Source organism: Pseudomonas sp. PA-6-3C (assembly GCF_021605825.1).
Classification (GTDB): Bacteria; Pseudomonadota; Gammaproteobacteria; order Pseudomonadales; family Pseudomonadaceae; genus Aquipseudomonas; species Aquipseudomonas edaphica.
Window position 1 is genome coordinate 1 of the sequence record NZ_WKDV01000033.1, and the last position, 20592, is coordinate 20592.

The 20592-nt window shown below is 57.5% G+C and carries 20 protein-coding genes and 1 other RNA gene; 12 read left to right on the plus strand and 9 right to left on the minus strand.

Annotation, left to right across the window (positions count from 1 at the left end; translation table 11 throughout):
- Positions 1-501 precede the first annotated feature (501 nt).
- Complete coding sequence (locus GIW48_RS20610; RefSeq protein WP_236460807.1) at positions 502-1131, plus strand: LysE/ArgO family amino acid transporter; 630 nt, start codon at positions 502-504, stop codon at positions 1129-1131.
- A gap of 153 nt (positions 1132-1284) precedes the next feature.
- On the opposite strand, the gene GIW48_RS20615 is transcribed toward GIW48_RS20610, so the two are convergent.
- On the minus strand, positions 1285-1647 hold the full coding sequence (locus GIW48_RS20615) for an ASCH domain-containing protein (RefSeq protein ID WP_099547629.1): 363 nt from the start codon (positions 1645-1647) through the stop codon (positions 1285-1287).
- Between the two features lie 57 nt (positions 1648-1704).
- Between GIW48_RS20615 and GIW48_RS20620 the strand changes: the two genes are divergently transcribed.
- Both GIW48_RS20620 and GIW48_RS20625 read left to right on the plus strand, forming a co-directional pair.
- Entirely contained in the window at positions 1705-1857 is a 153-nt protein-coding gene (locus GIW48_RS20620; protein WP_236460806.1) for a hypothetical protein, read from the plus strand.
- A 40-nt stretch (positions 1858-1897) separates the two neighbouring features.
- Positions 1898-2338, plus strand: a complete 441-nt coding sequence (locus tag GIW48_RS20625; RefSeq protein ID WP_236460805.1) for an Lrp/AsnC family transcriptional regulator — start codon at positions 1898-1900, stop codon at positions 2336-2338.
- Positions 2339-2595: 257 nt separating this feature from the next.
- Here GIW48_RS20625 and GIW48_RS20630 read toward each other — a convergent pair whose 3' ends face one another.
- The 5 genes from GIW48_RS20630 to GIW48_RS20650 all read right to left on the minus strand — a co-directional run bounded on the left by GIW48_RS20630 (position 2596) and on the right by GIW48_RS20650 (position 8722).
- Complete coding sequence (locus tag GIW48_RS20630) at positions 2596-2856, minus strand: DUF6124 family protein (RefSeq protein ID WP_236460804.1); 261 nt, start codon at positions 2854-2856, stop codon at positions 2596-2598.
- A gap of 373 nt (positions 2857-3229) precedes the next feature.
- Positions 3230-3626, minus strand: a transfer-messenger RNA (tmRNA) gene (gene ssrA, locus GIW48_RS20635).
- Between the two features lie 104 nt (positions 3627-3730).
- Complete coding sequence (locus GIW48_RS20640) at positions 3731-4009, minus strand: hypothetical protein (protein WP_138454159.1); 279 nt, start codon at positions 4007-4009, stop codon at positions 3731-3733.
- Between the two features lie 125 nt (positions 4010-4134).
- Complete coding sequence (locus tag GIW48_RS20645) at positions 4135-6957, minus strand: FAD-binding and (Fe-S)-binding domain-containing protein (protein ID WP_236460803.1); 2823 nt, start codon at positions 6955-6957, stop codon at positions 4135-4137.
- A gap of 70 nt (positions 6958-7027) precedes the next feature.
- Positions 7028-8722, minus strand: coding sequence for a lactate permease LctP family transporter (locus GIW48_RS20650; RefSeq protein WP_017139270.1), 1695 nt, complete (start codon positions 8720-8722; stop codon positions 7028-7030).
- Positions 8723-8974: 252 nt separating this feature from the next.
- Here GIW48_RS20650 and GIW48_RS20655 point away from each other — a divergent pair, with 252 nt between their 5' ends.
- Entirely contained in the window at positions 8975-9742 is a 768-nt protein-coding gene (locus tag GIW48_RS20655; RefSeq protein ID WP_017139269.1) for a GntR family transcriptional regulator, read from the plus strand.
- Positions 9743-9769: 27 nt separating this feature from the next.
- On the opposite strand, the gene smpB is transcribed toward GIW48_RS20655, so the two are convergent.
- Positions 9770-10252: an SsrA-binding protein SmpB gene (smpB, locus tag GIW48_RS20660; protein WP_003176160.1), complete on the minus strand. Its 483-nt coding sequence runs from the start codon at positions 10250-10252 to the stop codon at positions 9770-9772.
- Between the two features lie 167 nt (positions 10253-10419).
- Here smpB and GIW48_RS20665 point away from each other — a divergent pair, with 167 nt between their 5' ends.
- Positions 10420-10854: a type II toxin-antitoxin system RatA family toxin gene (locus GIW48_RS20665; RefSeq protein ID WP_005791512.1), complete on the plus strand. Its 435-nt coding sequence runs from the start codon at positions 10420-10422 to the stop codon at positions 10852-10854.
- The gene (locus tag GIW48_RS20670) at positions 10847-11149 is read left to right on the plus strand and encodes an RnfH family protein (RefSeq protein ID WP_186617072.1); all 303 of its coding nucleotides are present in this window, start codon (positions 10847-10849) and stop codon (positions 11147-11149) included. The genes GIW48_RS20665 and GIW48_RS20670 overlap by 8 nt, the downstream gene beginning before the upstream one ends.
- A 63-nt stretch (positions 11150-11212) precedes the next feature.
- On the opposite strand, the gene GIW48_RS20675 is transcribed toward GIW48_RS20670, so the two are convergent.
- Entirely contained in the window at positions 11213-11740 is a 528-nt protein-coding gene (locus GIW48_RS20675) for an outer membrane protein assembly factor BamE (protein ID WP_017139267.1), read from the minus strand.
- Between the two features lie 98 nt (positions 11741-11838).
- Here GIW48_RS20675 and fur point away from each other — a divergent pair, with 98 nt between their 5' ends.
- Entirely contained in the window at positions 11839-12243 is a 405-nt protein-coding gene (gene fur / locus GIW48_RS20680; RefSeq protein ID WP_017139266.1) for a ferric iron uptake transcriptional regulator, read from the plus strand.
- Positions 12244-12341: 98 nt separating this feature from the next.
- Here fur and recN read toward each other — a convergent pair whose 3' ends face one another.
- Positions 12342-14015 carry a DNA repair protein RecN gene (recN, locus tag GIW48_RS20685; protein WP_099547634.1) on the minus strand — a complete coding sequence of 558 codons (1674 nt, stop codon included), beginning with the start codon at positions 14013-14015 and terminating at the stop codon, positions 12342-12344.
- Between the two features lie 254 nt (positions 14016-14269).
- Between recN and grpE the strand changes: the two genes are divergently transcribed.
- The 5 genes from grpE to carA all read left to right on the plus strand — a co-directional run bounded on the left by grpE (position 14270) and on the right by carA (position 20504).
- Positions 14270-14830 (plus strand): nucleotide exchange factor GrpE, encoded by a 561-nt coding sequence (grpE, locus tag GIW48_RS20690; RefSeq protein WP_017139264.1) that lies wholly within the window; start codon positions 14270-14272, stop codon positions 14828-14830.
- Positions 14831-14932: 102 nt separating this feature from the next.
- Positions 14933-16849 carry a molecular chaperone DnaK gene (dnaK, locus tag GIW48_RS20695; protein ID WP_236460802.1) on the plus strand — a complete coding sequence of 639 codons (1917 nt, stop codon included), beginning with the start codon at positions 14933-14935 and terminating at the stop codon, positions 16847-16849.
- A gap of 318 nt (positions 16850-17167) precedes the next feature.
- On the plus strand, positions 17168-18292 hold the full coding sequence (gene dnaJ, locus GIW48_RS20700) for a molecular chaperone DnaJ (RefSeq protein ID WP_170038171.1): 1125 nt from the start codon (positions 17168-17170) through the stop codon (positions 18290-18292).
- A gap of 10 nt (positions 18293-18302) precedes the next feature.
- Positions 18303-19109, plus strand: coding sequence for a 4-hydroxy-tetrahydrodipicolinate reductase (gene dapB / locus GIW48_RS20705; RefSeq protein WP_170038173.1), 807 nt, complete (start codon positions 18303-18305; stop codon positions 19107-19109).
- Between the two features lie 258 nt (positions 19110-19367).
- Positions 19368-20504, plus strand: a complete 1137-nt coding sequence (gene carA, locus GIW48_RS20710; protein WP_017139260.1) for a glutamine-hydrolyzing carbamoyl-phosphate synthase small subunit — start codon at positions 19368-19370, stop codon at positions 20502-20504.
- Positions 20505-20592 lie beyond the last annotated feature (88 nt).

A 20592-nucleotide genomic window follows, 5' to 3' on the forward strand; every position in this document is an offset into this window, starting at 1 on the left:
TTGTGGGGACGTTGGCGTTGCGCAGAGAGCCGGCGCGAGGGTGATTGGCGGCGAATTTCAGGTACAAAAAAAGACGTCCGTGGACGTCTTTTTTGTTGAAGGGCCTTCGGCGTAAATGCCGTTGAGCTGTAGGTATGGTGGTTTACTAAAATTGGATGTTTCATTTGGCGAAAATTCTCGCCACAAAGAAGGGGTGAAATCAAGCAGTGTTCATTCTGCTGGGGGCGCTCCAAGAATAGACGGATCGACTCGGAACCTCTTTTTTGGCGCTCTCGTCGAGTGGCGTTCAGCAGGTCTATTGCTGAAGCAGAGGGGCGTCAATTGACCCGATGAGTGAATGATTTCGCTATGTGAAGGGTTTTTTTGATTTCCTTAATAAGTAAGGTTGTTTTTTATTTATGCCTTAAAAATATATATAAACTTGTCAAAAGCAGTTGAGTATTTAATTCATCTGCGTGCGTTCAGCATCTAATCTATAAACTCATTTACGGAGGGGGATTTATGTTGATCTTTATGAAGTCGATGATTATCGGACTGTGCATAGCAGCCCCCGTCGGCCCAATAGGCCTTTTATGTATACAGCGCAGCCTTATGCGAGGCTGGAGGTCAGGTTTTGCAACAGGGTTAGGGGCAGCAACCGCCGACGCAATGTATGGCTTTATAGGCGCGTTAGGGATCACCGCGATTATCACAACACTGATTATGTTCAAACCCTGGCTGTGCATTTTCGGCGGGCTTTTTCTGGCGTACATCGGCTACCAGACGATAAAGTCAAAGGAGCCTGCAACCGCCTTGTCGGGCGAACGGGCCGGCATGATGAAAGCCTATTCGACGACATTGCTTTTGACCTTATCGAACCCGATGACCATCTTGTCGTTCATCGCCATATTCGCGTCAATGAGCGATGGCATGTTCGGCGACCAAGGCCAGCCTTCAGTGTGGCCAATGGTGACCGGTATATTTCTAGGTTCCGCGGTTTGGTGGCTTGGATTAAGCGGTTTTTCCTCCGCATTCAAAACCAGAATATCCAAGTCAAAACTCAAATTGATTAACTACTTTTCCGGATCGACCATCACCGTCCTTGGTGCGTATCAAGTGGTCACCGGTGTCATGCTTGCCGCTGCTGCATAAGGGCCACAGGGTGCGTGCAGCGGCCCCTATTAAAGCGCTAGGGGCTGCATTTTTAACTCGATATAGGCTTTCAAACGTCCTATCGCGAGATAGATGTCTGATACGGTTGCACTGCTAAAAGTAAGCGTCTGTCCAACACATCTTGCTCAATGTTCAGCGTTTGTCTGGGAGAAGGAAATCTACCTCGTAGATACCCCGTGCCGCACGGATGGTCACAGGGGGTGTGACTGGCCTTATGTCACTCAACTCCCATGCGAGCCAGCCATCCTCAAAATAGCTTGCACAGGCCGCTTGCATATCAGCGAGGATGAAGGGACGCACGGCTTTCACGCGCACAATTGCCACGGCAATACCGTTATCGTCTTCGTCCCCATCGTTATGGAGAAATCGCTCGTTTTCCACAATCAGGAGATCCTCGCAAGGATCTAAGTCTGGAAGCCAACGACGGACTTCGAGGATTTTCTCGCCAGAAGCGATTCGGCCGCCACTGGGCCGTACAATTGATAAAGCCTTTATGGCTTTCTCCTAAAAATTAGACGCTTGGAAAATAGTCGCTTCGACAGGATTCCACTTATGCGGCAGAAGCTCGGTAATCTTCACTTTGTTGGGCAGCGTTTCAAAAATGAAGCAGTTCGTCGTTTGTTTTTTGTAGAGTTTTCATGGGCTGAAAATAGGCTAGCACTTACTACTTTTTTGATGGATTATTTTTTAATGGAAATTGTATGAGCTTCATTAAAATTTTCACCTTTTTTCACGGAAGACCTTCATGGATCGTATAGACATCAAAATCTTGAGCGTGGTGCAAGATTTGGGGCGCATTTCCATTACCGAATTGTCAAAGCACGCGGGCCTTTCCATTCCTGCCACAACTGACCGTCTGCGAAAGCTCGAGGATGGGGGAATCATTTCTGGCTATTGTGCTCAGGTTGATCCAGCGAAGCTGGGGTTTGGCATATCAGCCGTTGTCGGCATGACGACCTTCAAACCATCAAAATCCAAGTTGATCGCGACGCTCAACGACATCCCAGAGGTCGTTGAATGCCTGCACGTTACGGGTAATGACTCTTACCTTATTAGAATCTATGCCAAGTCGATGGCAGACATTGAGAGCGTTATCGCGAAGATTAATAACTATGGCGAAACGCGCACCAGCATCGTTTTATCGGTACCAATCGAGAGAAGGAAACTGATACTCGTCGACAGATAGAAGCTGGTTACAAAGGGGGGACCCTCCTGCATGCCAAGATGAGTGCCAGGCCAGTGCCGCCAGATCCTTAGTCGGGTGCGATGTTTATGTGGTGGCAGGAGAATGACTGGCCGTCAGTCATGTGCAGTCCATACCTCGAGCTATGCCCAGCGGGTCAACGGCCGCCGATAGCCTGCTTGTTTTGAACGAAGGTGCGCCGAGGATTGAAGGTTCTTAAGGCCGAGTTGCTGCGTAGCAAATCGGCCTTTTGATTTTTACTACTGCGGGGAAGGTGATGTGGCGGTTGTGGGGTGCAGTACGGACAGCACCCGCTCGATCAATAACTCACCCAGCACGATCAATTGTTGGCTTCCCAAAAGCTTCTGACGGTTTTCACCTTCGAGCTCGAAGGCCAGATCGGTGGTGATAGCGTTAAGCGAGGCCAGAGTTTCGCTGGCTTGAATCAGGAGGGTTTCGGTGTCGATATCTTGAGCGACCGTGAAAAGGTTCGCTCGGGGATTTGGGGTGATTTTTTTCATGGCGCAAACTCCTTGATTGGTGGAGTCGCCAGGCATCGCTGCTAAACGAAGAGGGTGGCGACTGTACGCGGGTTAGCAGACCAGGAATCAAGGAACCCAGCGCACCCGAAAGTGCCCCACGCACAGCCGCCATAACGCAGTCCAGCTGATGCTGAACGGATGGTGGCGTTGCAGGCCTTGATATTAACCGAGCTGCTAAACCCGGTCGCTGATTTTGCAGCGACAGGAGGAGGTTAGCCGTGTAGGGGGAGTGGGAACAGTTCACCAACGGCGCTACATCTTGAAGGAAAAATCCGAAGGCCCGCTGGCTGGGCTTTCCAGCCTCCAGAAACAACAAAACCCGCACTAGGCGGGTTTTGTCGATGCTTCGAATTGGTGGAGCCGGGGGGATTTGAACCCCCGTCCGCCAGTACTCCGCTGTCGGTACTACATGCGTAGCCGTTTCTATTAAGTTAACCCTCAGCGACCCGAAGGGCAGGGTGCTTTGGGCGAGTTGTGTAAGTTTTAGCCGCTTCGTCCACAACGTACTGCACGGCGATTCTGTTCTATATGACAATCACTTTGGGTTTACAGACATCCCCTGGTGATTGCTGGACCCGAAGGTACCAGAAGCTCAGGGCTAAGGCTGCTTACGCAGCGAGAGCGAATTCCTGGCCGTAGTTTTCGTCATTGGCAACTATAAGAAGTTGCAACAGTGGATTTACGAGTTCTGTTACCAACTCGGCATGCACCTAAAGTTTCGCGACCGGCGTCGAATCCTAAACGGCCCCGTGCTTGTAACTCGTTGTTTCTTAGTGAGTGACAAGCCTGTGCAGTGTACGCCAAACCGTCACGGAAGGCCAACCCGAAGGTTGGCCCTCAGCGAGTGAACCGCTTATTGGCCGCCTTTGTCGCCGTTCTGCAGATCTTGCAGGGCCTTGGAGGTGATCTCGATGCATTTTTTGTCATCGCCAGCGGCGTGCGCGGCTTTGGCCTGGGACACGGCGGTGTCGATTTCGCCCTTTTTGCCACTGGTGTCGGTGGCGAGCAGGGCTTGGCCGTTGTTGATTTTATCCAGGTTGATTTTGCACAGGTCCGTCTCGCCGGCAGCAAAAACAGGCGAGGCCAACATTACGGCGGTGATGAACAAGCCAGCAAGAGCAGTACGCTTCATGGGGTATCTCCTTGAGCAAATAAGGCTCGATGCTGCGCCGAAGCGGGGCAGCCAGCGAGGTCACGGGTGAGCCTCGTTCGCCGAGGCCTATTCAAGTGACTGCGCCGGCACGCAGGGGTTCTGTTTTATTTGCAGGTTTCATGGGCGCGGGCCTGGGTGACGCGGTCTACGAGGTAGACCAGGCCGTGGTAATCGATACCGCCATACTGGCTCAGGCCGATCTCGCAGGTGCGGCTGGTGGAAATGCCTTCGCTGCAATGTTGCACCGCGTCCTTGAGCGAGCGCAGTGAGTGGGCGTTGAGTTCCGGGGTGGTGAAGCCTTTGTCGCCAGCGAAGCCACAGCAGTGAATGCCTTCCGGGATCACCACGGTGGTGGCGCAGCGCCGCACAAGGTCGATCAAGGCCTGGCTTTCGCCCAGGTGCTGGGTGCTACAGGTGACATGCACGGCGATGGGGGCTTGCTGTGGCGTGAAGTCGAGGCGGTCCATCAGGTGGGTGCGGATAAAACGCACCGGGTCGTAGAGGTCCAGGCGGGTTTCGCCGAGGTCTTGCACTAGCCGCAGGGTGCAGGGGCTGGTGTCGCAGTAGATCGGGTCGAGGCCGCCACGGCTGGCGTGGAGCAGGGCGCCGATCAGCTCCTGGCGCTTGTGCTCGGCTTGGTCGGCGTAACCTTTGGAAGCAAACGGCTGGCCGCAGCACAGGCTGTCCTGGTTGTCGGGAAACACGACTTGGTAACCGGCTTTTTCCAGCAGGCCGCGGGTTTTGTCGTACAGCGACATCTGCTCTTTATCGTCGGCTGATGGGCCCATGGCGCGTGAGACGCAGGCGGCCAGGTAAACCACGCGCGGGCGCTCGTCTTCAACTGCCGGGCTGAAGCGTATGGCTTTTTCCGGCTGTGGCATGGCATTGCTCCACTGCGGGATCTGCCCCTTGGACAGCTGTGTGATTTTTGCCGACAGCTTCGCCAGGCGAGGCGCGCCCAGCAGCATGCGCGCGCCATTGGCGACATGCAGGGTAAAGCGCGCACCTTGCATGGCCGTGGCGAAATGGCCGGCCAGCCAGTCGGCGGTTTTCGTACGGTCGGCGTCGCGAGCACGCAGCTTTTTCACCAGGTCGCCGGTATTGATGCCGACCGGGCAGCGTTGCGCACACAACCCGGTGGCGGCGCAGGTGTCGATGCCTTGGTAATGGTAGGCCGCTTCCAGTTCGGTGGTGTCGACGCCTGCGCGTCTCTTTGCCTGGATATCGCGCCAGATCACGATGCGCTGGCGCGGGCTGAGCGTCAGGCCTTTGGAAGGGCACACGGGCTCACAAAAACCACACTCGATGCACTTATCCACAAGCTCGTCGGCCGCAGGCAGCGGCTTAAGGTGCTTAAGGTGGATTTGCGGGTCTTCGCTCAGCACCACGTCGGGGTTAAGGATGCCGTTGGGGTCGAGCAGGCGTTTAAGCTGCCACATCAACTGGTAGGCATCGCTGCCCCATTCCAGCTCGACGAAAGGCGCCATATTACGGCCGGTGCCGTGTTCGGCTTTCAGCGAGCCACCGAACTCCACGGCTACCAACTGCGCCACGTCGTCCATGAACGCCTGGTAGCGTGCGACTTCTTCCGCGCTGTTGAAGCCTTGAGTGAAGACAAAGTGAAGATTGCCTTCCAGTGCGTGTCCGAAAAGTATTGCTTCGTCGTAGTGATGTTTGTCGAACAACTCGATCAAGCGGTTTACGCCGATGGCCAGTTGCTCGACCGGGAAGGTCACGTCTTCGATGATCACCGTGGTGCCGGTTTTACGCACGGCGCCGACGGCCGGGAACGTGTCTTTGCGGATGGCCCACAGGCGGGCGTTTTCCAGTGGGTCCTGGGTGAAGTCGACCTGTTTTTCTACCGGGAAGGCGGCCAGGGACGCCATGATCAGCGCCAGTTGTTCCTGGAGTAATGAAGGTGATGCGGCACGGGATTCGATCAGCAGCGCGCAGGCGTTTTCCGATAGCTGCTGTACGAAAGCCGGCATGCCGGGTTTGTCCTGCACCGAGCGCATGCTGCGCCGGTCCAGCAACTCAACGGCGGAGACGGGCTGGGTTTTGAGCACCGTTACAGCATTGCAGCAGGTTTCCACATCCGGGAACACAATCAGCGCCGAGGCCTTGTTCGGGTGGTCGATCACCGTGTCGTAGGTCACTGCGCTGATAAAACCAAGGGTGCCTTCGGAGCCCACCAGCAGATGGCTGAGGATATCCAGAGGTTCATCGAAATCCACCAAGGCGTTGAGTGACAGGCCGGTGGTGTTTTTCAGACGGTATTTGTGGCGGATTTTTGCAGCCAGTTCGGCATTTGCCCGCGTCTCCCGGCCCAGCGTGGCCAGGCGCTCCAGCAGCTCGCCATGCTGTTGGCGAAAGGCGCTGACACTGGCCGCGTCCTCGGTATCCAGCCGGCTGCCATCAGCCAGCACCAGGCGGATGCCGGCCAGGGTGTGATACGTGTTTTGCGCGGTGCCACAGCACATGCCGCTGGCATTGTTGGCGACGATGCCGCCGATCTTGCAGGCGTTGATCGAGGCCGGGTCGGGGCCGATCTTGCGCCCGAACGGCGCCAGCCACGCATTGGCCTGGGCGCCGATCACGCCGGGTTGCAGGCGGATCTGCGTGCCTTGGCCACGAATTTCGCGGCCATTCCAATTGTCGCCCAGCACGATCAGCACCGAGTCGCTGATGGCCTGACCGGACAAGCTGGTGCCGGCTGCGCGGAAGGTCACGGGTACGCGGTCGCGCTGGGCCAGATGCAGCAGCGCCACGACTTCGTCTTCTGACTCCACGCGAACCACCAGCTGTGGGATCAGTCGGTAAAAGCTGGCGTCAGTGCCGAAGGCGAGGGTGGAAAGAGGGTCGTCGAAGCGACGATCTTTCGGGATCAGTTGTGCGACGTCGCTCAGGAAAGCAGCAGGCAGGCTCATCGGTCCTCCAGAAATAGCTGACGCCGGCATCGTTGTCCGGCGTCGATTCTTACCCTGTTACGCGCAGGTTTTAGTGCACCAGCATACCGGTGAACCAGTAGGCCTGCGCCAGCGTGATCAGCCCGACGATGGTGGCAAAAAACAGGCTGTGCTTGAGGGTAAAGCGGAACAGGTCGGACTCTTTGCCCACCAGGCCGGTGGCGGCGCAGGCCACCGCGATTGATTGTGGCGAGATCATCTTGCCGGTCACACCGCCGCTGGTGTTCGCTGCTACCAGCAAGGTGTCGTTGACGCCGATCTGATGCGCCGTGGTGGCTTGCAGCGAGCTGAACAGGGCGTTGGACGAAGTGTCGGAGCCTGTCAGGAAAACCCCCAGCCAGCCGAGGAACGGCGAGAAGAACGGGAAGGCAGCGCCGGTGCCGGCCAATACCAGGGCCATGGTCGAGGACATGCCGGAGTAGTTGGTGACGAAGGCAAACGCCAGCACCATGCCAATGGACAGGATCGGCCAGCGCAGTTCGTAGAAGGTCTCTTTTAAAGTGGTAAGACCAGTCTTGAGGTTGATTTTCAACACCAGCATCGAAATCAGTGCAGAGAAGAAAATCGCGGTGCCGGTGGCTGAAATCGGGTCCAGCTTGAACACGGCCGGAATCGCCGTGGGGTTGGTGACGATCGGGGCGACCTTGATCACCAGTTGATCCAGGTGCGGGATCGCGAAGTTGAACACCCAGCTGTACATCGAACCGCCGGCGGCGAACATCGCTTTGAACGGCTTGAGCGTCCAGATAGTGACCAGCACGGTGAGGATCAGGAACGGCGACCAGGCTTTGAAAATCTGCCCCAGGCTGTAAGGCGAGGCGACGGTTTGGCGTGGCTGGCCGAAGCCACCTGCGCTGGCGGTGACCGCTGCGGCGGAGGTGGCGCCGGCAATTTGTGCGCCGGCGCTGCGTTTGGGCTGCCAGACTTTCAGGAACAGCGTCAGCGCTACCAGGCTGGCCAGGGCCGAGGTGATGTCCGGCAGTTCCGGGCCGATGAAGTTGGAGGTGAAGTATTGGGTGACGGCAAAGCTCAGGCCCGCTACCAGTGCGGCTGGCCAGGTTTCGCGAACGCCGCGCAGGCCGTCCATCATGAACACCAGCCAGAACGGCACGAACAACGACAGCAGCGGTAACTGGCGGCCGGCCATGGCGCCGATCTTGAACGAATCGATACCGGTGACTTGCCCGGCGACGATGATCGGGATGCCCAGCGCGCCGAACGCTACAGGCGCGGTGTTGGCGATCAGGCACAGGCCGGCGGCGTACAGCGGGTTGAAACCCAGGCCTACCAGCAGCGCGGCAGTAATTGCCACGGGTGCGCCGAAACCGGCCGCGCCTTCGAGGAAGGCGCCGAAGCAGAAGCCAATCAACAGCACCTGCAAGCGCTGGTCATCGGTAATCGACAGGACCGAGCTGCGGATGATTTCAAACTGCCCGCTCTTGACCGTCAGTTTGTAGAGGAATACGGCAGCGACGATGATCCAGGCGATGGGCCACAGGCCATAGGCAAACCCGTAACCGGCGGCGGCCAGCGCCATGTCTACCGGCATCTGGAACGCGAAAATCGCCACCAGGATCGACAGCGCCAGGGTGATGCTGCCTGCCACGTGGCCTTTTAGGCGGAACACGGCCAGTGCCAGGAAGAAAAATACGATCGGGATAACGGCGGCCAGTGCGGACAGGCCAAGGCTGCCGAGTGGGCTGTAGAGCTGTTGCCAGGTTTGCATAATGGGGTGGCCCCTGATTGTTGTTGTTTGGTCAGCTTGGATAATTGGTAATACCAATTTACAGTCGCTGTTGGCTAGAGTAAAAGCCTTGGCAGGGGTGTGTCAATTTGCCGCCCACGAAACTTTGGTCGTAGCGGTGTAGGTGAGTCGTTCTGGTTGGGTAAATCGAAGGCGTTCTGATAGGTGCCGCAAGCGCGGCGATAGGCGAGAATAGAGGGCCTGGCGAGTGGTCGGGTTTGTGGAGAGTGAGTTATGGGGTTTGATCAGGTGCGTCAGCGCCGTTTGTCTGACGATATTGTCGAGCAGCTTGAGGGCATGATCCTTGAGGGCACGCTCAAGTCGGGCGAACGCTTGCCAGCCGAACGCGCTTTGGCTGAACAGTTTGGCGTGTCGCGCCCTTCGCTGCGGGAGGCGATCCAGAAACTCGCGGCCAAGGGGTTGTTGGTCAGCCGTCAGGGCGGCGGTAACTATGTGGCGGACTCTTTGGGTTCGACGTTCAGTGATCCACTGCTGCACCTGCTGGAAAATAACCCGGAGGCTCAGCGGGATTTGCTGGAGTTTCGTCAGACCCTGGAAGCGTCCTGTGCTTACTACGCCGCATTGCGTGCTACTGAGGTCGACCGCGAGCGGCTGACCGCAGCGTTTGAGGCGCTGCAGGATTGCTACACCCGCGCCGATGAAGTTAGCCGGCTGGAAGAGGGCGCAGCGGATGCGCGCTTTCACCTGGCCATCGCTGAGGCCAGCCATAACGCCGTGTTGCTGCACACCATTCGTGGGCTGTTCGATTTGCTCAAGCGTAACGTGGTGACCAATATCGGCGGCATGTACCAGCAGCGTACAGAAACCCGCGACATGCTCATCAGTCAGCATCGGGATTTGTATTTGGCAATTATCGAAGGGCGAGCCGAACAGGCGCGGGAAGTCTCAACACGTCACCTGCTGTATGTGCAGGAAGTGTTGGAGGAGGTGCGGCAGGAAGTTCAGCGCGTGGCTAGGGCGGAGCGACGTAAAGGGATGTAGCCCGCGTGGGCTACACCGTCACAAGGATTACTCTTCCTTGCCCTTGTTGCGCACGGCGCGATGCAACTCACGGTTGGAGTCGCGCTCACGCTCGGTATCGCGCTTGTCGTATTCCTTCTTGCCCTTGCCCAGCGCGATCTCGCACTTGACCAGGTGCTTGCTCCAGTACCAGGACAGGCAGATACAGGCATAGCCTTTCTGCTGTACGGCGGCAGCGAGCTTTTCCAGTTCGCGGGCGTTGAGCAACAGCTTGCGCGTGCGCACCGGGTCGGCAATCACGTGGGTGCTCGCGGTGGTCAGCGGGGTGATATGACTGCCCAGCAGCCATGCCTCGCCATCTTTGAGCAATACGTAGCTGTCGACCAGTTGCAGCTTGCTGGCGCGCAGACTTTTTACTTCCCAGCCGGCCAGGACCAGACCAGCCTCGAACCGATGTTCGATGAAGTAATCGTGTCGCGCCTTTTTATTTTGCGCGATGGTCCCTGTGGGGTGTTTCTTTTGTTTAGCCATAGGGGCGGCATTATAGGGAGTTGCGAGCGTATCGGCTACGGTCAACCTGCGTGCTTGAGCGTGTTGGACGAATCCCGGACAATACCGGCAGTTCTCTGGTTTTTTTCTCTCGCGGATCGGGCTGTTCTTTCGCGATGTTTGCCTCAAGCAGTGGAAGTAACGCTCACATGACGACGCATATTCAACGTTCGGCTTTATTGCCTTATCCGGCTCAGGCGCTCTATGACCTGGTCAATGACGTAGCGCGTTACCCGGAATTCCTGCCTTGGTGCTCAACCGCCGAAGTGCTGGAAAGCAGTGATGAGCATATGGTCGCCAGTGTCGGGGTAGCCAAGGGTGGGCTTAGCCAGCATTTTGTTACGCGCAATGTGCTGGTGCCGGGCAAATCCATTGAGATGAACCTGCAGGAAGGGCCGTTCACCCAGTTGCATGGGGTATGGGTATTCAAGGCGCTGACCGACAAGGCCTGCAAGATCAGCCTGGACCTGTCCTTTGATTACGCCGGCCCGATTGTGCGGGCGACCTTGGGGCCTTTGTTCAACCAGGCGGCCAACACCCTGGTGGATGCATTCTGTCAGCGGGCCAAACAACTGCATGGTTGAGATTGAAGTGGTGTACGCCGCTGAGGATCGCCAGGTCTTGCTGGCGGTGACGGTGCCTGCGGGCACCAGCCTGAGGGCCGCGGTGCTGGCGTCGGGGATTGCTGAGCAATTTCCAGACTTGATATTGGCGGATTGCCAACTGGGCATATTTGGCAGAGTGGTCACCGATGCGCACGTGCGTGTTGCGCAGCCAGGTGATCGAATTGAGATTTATCGGCCCTTGCTGGCAGACCCCAAGGAAGTGCGCAGGCTGCGTGCGGCCAAGGCGGCCTTGGCGCGGCAGCAGAACCCATAAGGCTGCCAATCGGCAGGCAACAAAAAGCCCGGCATGCCGGGCTTTTTATCGAGCGCCGCAAAATTACTGCGGGCTGGTGTCCAGAGGCTGTGGCGTCGGGACAGGAACGGTCTGCACGCCGTCGACGTCCTTCTGGATCTGATCCAGCAAGGAGCCAGGCTTGGCCGGTACTTCGGACTTAGGCTTCTCTGCTTCCTGCGCTGGCGCAGTCACATTGGTGCCGTTGTCCTTGCCGAGCAAGGCTTCATCACGGCTTACGCCGGGCATGAAGTCACCGGACAGGCTCACAAGCTGGTCATTGCCATTGAAGATGACACTGACGCGCTCCTGCTGGCGCTCACCGCCACCTGGCTGGATGCTGTAGAGATAATCCCAGCGATCGGCATGAAAAGTGTCGGTCAGCAGGGGGTTGCCCATAATAAACCGTACTTGCCGTCGGGTCATTCCCGGGCGTAACTGGTCTATCATGTCCTGCGTGACGACATTGCCCTGCTGGATGTCGATTTTGTAAACCCCGGGGAATGAACAACCGGCGAGTGCGAGCAGTCCCACAAGGGTGAAACTGGTTAGCAAGAGCTTGGTGTTTTGCATCGGTGGGCGACTTCCACTATCTTGGCTGGGACAACGTAAACGCCGATCATACCCGTATTAAGAGAAGCTGCGAAGCAGCATCCGCGAGAAAGCTAACCATGGTTGAAAATAGCGAACTACGCAAAGCCGGTCTTAAAGTGACTCTGCCACGAGTCAAGATTCTACAAATGCTCGATTCTGCTGAGCAGCGCCACATGAGTGCCGAGGATGTTTACAAGGCGCTGATGGAGTCTAACGAGGACGTTGGCCTAGCCACGGTTTACCGTGTGCTGACCCAGTTTGAAGCCGCAGGGCTGGTGGTTCGTCATAATTTCGACGGCGGTCATGCAGTGTTCGAATTGGCTGACGGTGGTCATCACGATCACATGGTTGACCTGGATACCAATGAGGTTATCGAGTTCACCAGCCCGGAAATCGAGAAGCTCCAGCACCAGATCGCTGAGCAGCATGGATTCGATTTGGTGGACCATAATCTGGTCCTGTACATCCGTAAGAAAAAGTAAAAATCGACACAGATTTGCTCTGTGAAACGATAGAAGGCGACCCTAGGGTCGCCTTCGTGCTTTCTATAAGAGAGAAAATAGAGCGAAAAAAGCTCGGTTCAAGCCTTGGCTGCCACTACCATCTTCTTCGCGTGGGCCAGGGACTCTTTCGTCAGGTCGATGCCGCCCAACATCCGCGCCACTTCTTCTACCCGCTCCGATTTGTTCAGCTTGGACACGGCCGTATGCGTCGCATCGCTGCCGCGCACTTTGTGTACAAATAAATGCTGATGCCCTTGGGCGGCCACTTGCGGCAAGTGAGTCACGGTGAGCACCTGGCCACGCTCCCCAAGGCGGCGCAGCAGTTGGCCGACAATCTCCGCCGTCGGCCCGCCAATCCCCACGTCCACTTCGTCGAATACCAGCGTGGGTACCCGCGAGGTCTGGGCGGTAATGACCTGAATCGCCAGGCTGATCCGCGACAGCTCACCGCCGGACGCCACTTTCGCCAGTGCCTTGAGCGGCTGGCCAGGGTTGGCGCTGACCAGCAGCTCCACCTGTTCCAGGCCATGGGGTTGCAGCTCGTTGCTGGTGTTGGCGTGCAGCTCAATGGTGAAGCGCCCGCCAGGCATGCCCAGGCGTTGAATTTCCTGCTCCACGGCACTGGCCAGGCTGGTAGCGGCTTGCTGGCGCAGGTGGCTGAGCTCGCGGGCCTTTTCCTGGTAATGGCGGGCGAAGGAGGCGAGTTCGTCGCCCAGCCGTTCAATGGATTCATCATTGGCGTTGAGGGTTTCGATCTCATCCAGCAGCTTTTGCTGCATCGTCGCGACTTCGGTCGGCTGGATGCGGTGTTTGCGCGCCAGGGTATAGATAGTGTCCAGACGCTCTTCGATTTCTTGCAGGCGCGCGGGGTCGGCGTCGAAGTGGTCCAGGAAGCGATTCAGTTCCCCAACGGCTTCTTCTACCTGGATCTGCGCACTGGTCAGCAGGGTGGTGGCCTCGCTCAAGGAGCCCGACCCGCTGTTCACACTCGATAGGCGATTGAGGCTGGCGGTCAGTGCGTTCAGTACATTGCCCGAATCACTTTCGCTGCATTGCTCCACCACTTGGCGGCAGATACCCAGCAGGGTTTCGGCGTTGGTCAGGTTCTTGTGTTCCTGCTCCAGTTGCTCCAGCTCGGTTTCGCCAAGGCCCAGGCTCTCCAGCTCTTCAAGCTGATAGCTGAGCAGTTGATGGCGAGCGCGTTGTTCATCGCCGGAATTGGAGAGTCGCTCCAATTCCTGGCGGGTTTGCCTCCAGCGCTGGGCGGCAAGCTGCACCTGGCGCGCCAGGTCTGTGGCGCCGGCGTATTCGTCGAGCAGGCGGCGATGAGTGTCGGTTTTGAGCAAGGATTGGTGTTCGTGCTGGCTGTGGATATCGATCAGCAACTCGCCCAGTGCCTTTAAATCGCCAAGCGGGCAGGGCGTGCCATTGATGTAGCCGCGTGAACGACCTTCCGCCGTAATGACGCGGCGCAGGATGCACGGGCCTTCATTATTAAGGTCGCGCTCGGCCAGCCAGGCCTCGGCTTCGGGAATATCGGCCAGGTCGAACGTGGCCAGAATGTCGGCCTTGTCTGCGCCGGGGCGTACCACGCCACTGTCGGCGCGGTCGCCCAGGGTCAGGCCCAGGGCGTCGAGCATGATCGATTTGCCGGCGCCGGTTTCGCCTGTGATTACGCTCATCCCGCGATCCAGTTCGAGATCCAGGTGTTCGACGATGGCGTAGTTATGTACGGACAGGTGCACCAGCATGACGGCCGCTCCCAGGCTTTAGGTCTGGTTATTTATACAGTGTTTTATTCAGGGCTGGCAATCCTGGTGCTTAGCTCAATTTGCTTGAGTGCGCGGATTTTTTAGCGCAAAGCGCAATGACGCTGCCGGAATTGATCCAGAGCAAGCGAAAGACTTTTGGTAACGCCTGCGCCCTTGAACCTGAAAATTGTGGCCCCATATACCGGAACAGAAGCGCGAGTTGAGTTCGCGCATGATTTTGAAAGGAGAAATCTATGGCTGACGAACAGACGCAGGATACGCAAACTCCAGACGCCAATTCGGCTGCCGGTGATGAACTGGCAACTCGTGTGCAAGTGCTCGAAGAGCAATTGGCCGCTGCGCAGGATCAATCTTTGCGTGTTGCCGCCGATCTGCAGAACGTCCGCCGCCGTGCCGAGCAGGATGTCGAGAAAGCTCACAAATTCGCGCTGGAAAAATTCGCCAACGACCTGCTGCCGATTATCGACAGCCTGGAGCGTGGCCTTGAGTTGTCCAACCCGGATGACGAAAACATCCGTCCGATGCGCGAAGGGATCGAGCTGACCCTGAAAATGTTCCAGGACACCCTGAAGCGTTATCAGTTGGAAGCCATCGATCCGCAAGGCGGTGAGCCGTTCAATGCTGAGCATCACCAAGCCATGGCCATGCAGGAAAGCCATGACCTGGAGCCCAACAGTGTACTGAAAGTGTTCCAGAAGGGTTATCAGCTCAACGGTCGCTTGCTGCGCCCGGCGATGGTAGTGGTGAGCAAGGCTCCTGCACCCGTTGCACCTTCTATTGATGAGCAGGCTTGAAATCAGTCGTAACGGCCCCATCTATAAGTCAAGCGTTTAAGTGCTACCGCAGTTAGCCACCACTGCTGCGGCAACCTAATTAAAGTTTCGGGAGAGTAAATCATGGGCAAAATTATCGGTATCGACCTGGGGACTACCAACTCCTGCGTCTCCGTGCTGGAAAACGGCGTTGCTAAAGTTATCGAAAACGCCGAAGGCGCGCGTACCACGCCGTCGATTATTGCTTACGCCAACGACGGTGAAATCCTCGTAGGTCAGTCGGCCAAGCGTCAGGCTGTGACCAACCCGCACAACACCCTGTACGCGGTTAAGCGTCTGATCGGTCGTAAGTTCGACGAAGAAGTCGTACAGAAAGACATCAAGATGGTCCCTTACAAAATCGCCAAGGCTGACAACGGTGACGCCTGGGTTGAAGTAAACGGCCAGAAAATGTCGCCGCCGCAAATCTCGGCTGAAATCTTGAAAAAGATGAAGAAAACCGCCGAAGACTACCTCGGTGAAGCCGTGACTGAAGCGGTGATCACCGTTCCGGCCTACTTCAACGACAGCCAGCGTCAGGCGACCAAAGACGCCGGCCGCATCGCTGGCCTGGACGTAAAACGTATCATCAACGAACCCACCGCAGCCGCTCTGGCCTACGGTATGGACAAGGCCAAGGGCGACCACACCGTGATCGTTTATGACCTGGGTGGTGGTACTTTCGACGTCTCCGTCATCGAGATTGCTGAAGTTGATGGCGAGCACCAGTTCGAAGTGTTGGCCACCAACGGCGACACCTTCCTGGGTGGTGAAGACTTTGACATTCGTCTGATCGACTACCTCGTTGACGAATTCAAGAAAGAAAGCGGCATGAACCTTAAGGGTGACCCGCTGGCGATGCAGCGCCTGAAAGAAGCCGCTGAAAAAGCCAAGATCGAGCTGTCTTCGGCTCAGTCGACCGACGTGAACCTGCCTTACATCACTGCAGACGCCACTGGTCCTAAGCACTTGAACGTGAAAATCTCGCGTTCCAAGCTCGAAGCGCTGGTTGAAGACCTGGTACAACGCACCATCGAGCCTTGCCGCATTGCGCTGAAAGACTCCGGTATCGATGTTGGCTCGATCAACGACGTGATCCTGGTTGGCGGTCAGACCCGTATGCCACTGGTTCAGAAGCTGGTCACCGAGTTCTTCGGTAAAGAAGCACGTAAAGACGTGAACCCGGACGAAGCGGTTGCCATGGGTGCTGCGATCCAGGGTGCGGTATTGGCCGGCGACGTGAAAGACGTTCTGCTGTTGGACGTCAGCCCGCTGACCCTGGGTATCGAAACCATGGGTGGCGTGATGACCGCGCTGATCGAGAAAAACACCACGATTCCTACCAAGAAATCGCAAGTGTTCTCGACTGCCGACGACAACCAGGGCGCTGTGACCATTCACGTGTTGCAAGGTGAGCGTAAGCAAGCCGCTCAGAACAAGTCCCTGGGCAAGTTCGACCTGGCTGAGATTCCACCAGCACCACGCGGCGTGCCGCAAATTGAAGTGACCTTCGACATCGATGCCAACGGTATCCTGCACGTAGGTGCCAAAGACAAGGCGACCGGCAAAGAGCAGAAGATCACCATCAAGGCCAACTCCGGTCTGTCTGATGAAGAAATTCAACAGATGATTCGTGATGCTGAAGCCAACGCTGATGCGGATGCCAAGTTTGCTGAGCTGGCCGGTGCACGTAACCAAGGCGATGCCCTGGTTCACTCGACGCGTAAAATGGTCTCCGAAGCAGGCGACAAAGTGACCGCCGAAGAGAAGACCGCGATCGAAGCAGCTGTGGTTGCCCTGGAAACCGCCATTAAAGGCGACGACAAGGCTGCCATCGAAGCCAAGGTTGAGGAGCTGTCGAAAGTCTCCGCACCGGTTGCCCAGAAAATGTACGCCGAGCAAGGCCAGCCGGCAGAAGGCGCTGCACAGCACGCAGGGCCTGAAGCCAAGCACGATGATGTTGTCGATGCCGAGTTCGAAGAAGTCAAAGAGCAGAAGTAAGTTGGTTGCCCGGTTGACCGCTATCAAGCGGTGACTGGTAGGATGTCGCCGCGCGGGAGCTTGCTCCCGCGTTGGCGTGTCTGGGGTATGTGAATTTTTACAGCATGCGACAAGGTTCGGGTGCTGGCGGTGTGATCGGGAATGCTCCTGCTTTCCGAGCAGTAAATACCGCATTTTTGGCCGGGTCCCTGGCTAAAAAGTAGTTATGACCAGGATCGTTGAATTGACGTGAGTTGGGTCCGGGCCTGTATTGGGGCTCAACGAGTTCGGCAAGGCTCAGGAGGGCCGGGCTGAACGTCCTTAAGAGTGCAAAGACTTATGGCAAAGCGTGACTATTACGAAGTGTTGGGTGTGGAGCGCGGCTCCAGCGAGGCGGACCTGAAAAAGGCTTACCGTCGCCTGGCGATGAAGCACCACCCGGACCGTAATCCGGATAGCAAAGAATCCGAAGAGATGTTCAAAGAGGCCAATGAAGCCTACGAATGCTTGTCTGATTCCAGTAAACGCGCGGCCTACGACCAGTATGGTCATGCCGGTGTCGACCCGAGCATGGGTGGCGGCGGTGCCGGTTTTGGTGGTCAGAACTTCTCCGATATTTTCGGCGACGTTTTCAGCGACTTCTTTGGTGGCGGCCGTGGCGGTCAGCGCGGCGGTGCCCAGCGTGGCAGTGACTTGCGTTACACGCTGGAGCTGAACCTGGAAGAGGCTGTGCGCGGTACCACGGTCAATATCCGTGTACCGACACTGGTCAATTGCAAGCCGTGCGACGGTTCGGGGGCCAAGAAGGGGTCCTCGCCGATTACCTGCCCGACCTGTGGCGGTATTGGCCAGGTGCGCATGCAGCAGGGCTTCTTCTCGGTGCAGCAGACCTGCCCGCGCTGCCATGGCCAGGGCAAGATCATTTCCGATCCGTGCGACTCCTGCCACGGCGAAGGTCGTGTCGAAGAGTACAAGACCCTTTCGGTGAAAGTGCCGGCGGGTGTTGATACCGGTGACCGTATTCGCCTGTCTGGCGAAGGCGAGGCGGGCACTCAAGGTGGCCCGACGGGCGACCTGTACGTGGTGATCAATGTGCGTGAGCACTCGATCTTCCAGCGTGATGGCAAACACCTGTTCTGCGAGGTGCCGATCAGCTTTGTCGACGCGGCATTGGGCGGAGAGCTGGAAATTCCGACCCTTGATGGTCGGGTCAAGCTCAAGATCCCGGAAGGCACCCAGACCGGCAAGCAGTTCCGTATCCGTGGCAAAGGCGTTGCGCCGGTGCGCGGTGGCGGTGCTGGCGACTTGATGTGCCGTGTGGCGGTGGAAACGCCCGTCAACCTCGGCCGTCGTCAGCGCGACCTGCTTGAAGAGTTCCGCAGCTCGTTGGAAGGCGATGACTCCCATTCGCCGAAAACCACCGGCTTCTTCGATGGCGTGAAGCGCTTCTTCGGCGACTTGTAAGGACGTGAATATGCGACGTATAGCCGTAATGGGCGCTGCTGGGCGCATGGGCAAGACCTTGGTCGAGGCGGTGCAGCAGCGCTCGCCGGCCTCCGGGCTGACGGCGGCGATTGTTCGCCCCGGCAGCACGCTGATCGGTGCGGACGCCGGTGAGCTGGCCTCGCTGGGTCGCATCGGCGTTTCGTTGTCGGGCAACCTGGAGCAGGTGGCTGACGAGTTTGATGTGCTGATCGACTTCACCTTGCCGGAAGTGATGCTGAAAAACCTGGCGTTCTGCCGCAAGACGGGCAAGGCCATGGTCATCGGCACCACAGGCTTGAATGCCGAGCAGAAGCAGTTGCTGGTGGAGGCGGGCAAGGATATTCCGATCGTCTTCGCCGCCAACTTCAGCGTCGGCGTGAACCTGTCGCTCAAGTTGCTGGACCTGGCCGCGCGCGTGTTGGGTGATGAGGCGGATATCGAGATCATCGAGACCCACCATCGCCACAAGATCGATGCGCCGTCGGGTACTGCGCTGCGCATGGGTGAGGCGATTGCCGATGCCCTGGGGCGCGACCTGTCTAAAGTCGCTGTTTACGGGCGTGAAGGCCATACCGGTGCGCGTGCCCATGACACCATCGGCTTTGCCACTGTGCGCGGTGGTGATGTGGTGGGTGATCACACCGTTCTGTTTGCCAGTGAAGGCGAGCGCCTGGAGATCACACACAAAGCCTCCAGCCGCATGACATTTGCCAAGGGCGCGGTGCGTGCGGCGCTCTGGCTGGAAGGTCGTGAGCCTGGTCTGTATGACATGCGCGACGTGCTGGATCTGCACTAAGAGTAGCCAAAACCGGGCCTCAAGCTTATGCTTAGGCCCCGTTTTTACCCGCTAGGCGACGTCCTGTCGCATTCCCCTGCCTTTAAGGCTCATTAGCGGTGGACCAAAAAAGCCTTTTTCTGTAAGCTACAGCTTTAGTGTGTCCACTAAAAGCGCGCAGAATAATTCAGTGAAGAAGCGGGGTGACGTGTCCATACGTCACTCCGCTTTTTTACAACCTGCGATCGCCCTTTCAGGCTTTATTTACGGGAGGTCTTCTTGACTAAGCCAGCCATACTCGCCCTTGCTGATGGCAGCATTTTTCGCGGCGAAGCCATTGGAGCCGACGGTCAAACCGTTGGAGAGGTAGTGTTTAACACTGCCATGACCGGCTATCAGGAAATCCTTACCGATCCTTCCTACGCCCAGCAAATCGTTACCCTGACCTATCCGCACATCGGCAACACCGGTACTACACCGGAAGACGTCGAGTCTGATCGTGTCTGGTCGGCCGGTCTGGTCATTCGTGATCTGCCACTGGTTGCGAGCAACTGGCGTAACACGATGTCGCTGTCCGATTACTTGAAAGCCAACAATGTTGTGGCGATCGCCGGTATCGATACGCGTCGCCTTACACGCATCCTGCGTGAAAAAGGCTCGCAGAACGGCTGCATCATGGTCGGTGACAATATCTCCGAAGAGGCGGCGATTGCCGCTGCCCAAGGCTTCCCTGGCCTGAAGGGCATGGACCTGGCGAAAGTTGTCAGCGTCAAAGAGAAGTACGAGTGGCGCTCCACTGTCTGGGACTTGAAGACCGACAGTCACGCGACCATCGACGCCAGCGAGCTGCCATACCATGTTGTGGCCTACGACTACGGCGTGAAGTACAACATCCTGCGCATGCTGGTTGAGCGCGGCTGCCGCGTGACCGTGGTGCCGGCGCAAACGCCTGCGAGCGATGTGCTGGCCCTGCAACCGGACGGCGTGTTCCTGTCCAACGGCCCGGGTGACCCTGAGCCATGCGACTACGCCATCCAGGCAATCAAGGACGTGCTGGAAACCGAGATTCCGGTATTCGGCATCTGCCTCGGTCACCAACTGCTGGCCCTGGCGTCCGGCGCCAAGACCCTGAAAATGGGCCACGGCCACCACGGTGCCAACCACCCGGTACAAGACCTGGACACCGGCGTTGTGATGATCACCAGCCAGAACCACGGTTTTGCGGTGGATGAAGCAACCTTGCCGAGCAACGTTCGCGCCATTCACAAGTCGCTGTTCGACGGCTCCTTGCAAGGCATCGAGCGCACCGACAAGAGCGCGTTCAGCTTCCAGGGCCACCCTGAAGCCAGCCCTGGCCCGAACGACGTAGCGCCGCTGTTCGACCGTTTCATCAATGAGATGGCCAAGCGACGCTGACTGAGAGGCCTGCGGGCGGCCCCGAACCTCGGTGGCCCCCGCAGGCTCTTCAACGATTGTTCAAGACGGCTTGCCGACTGACCTGCGG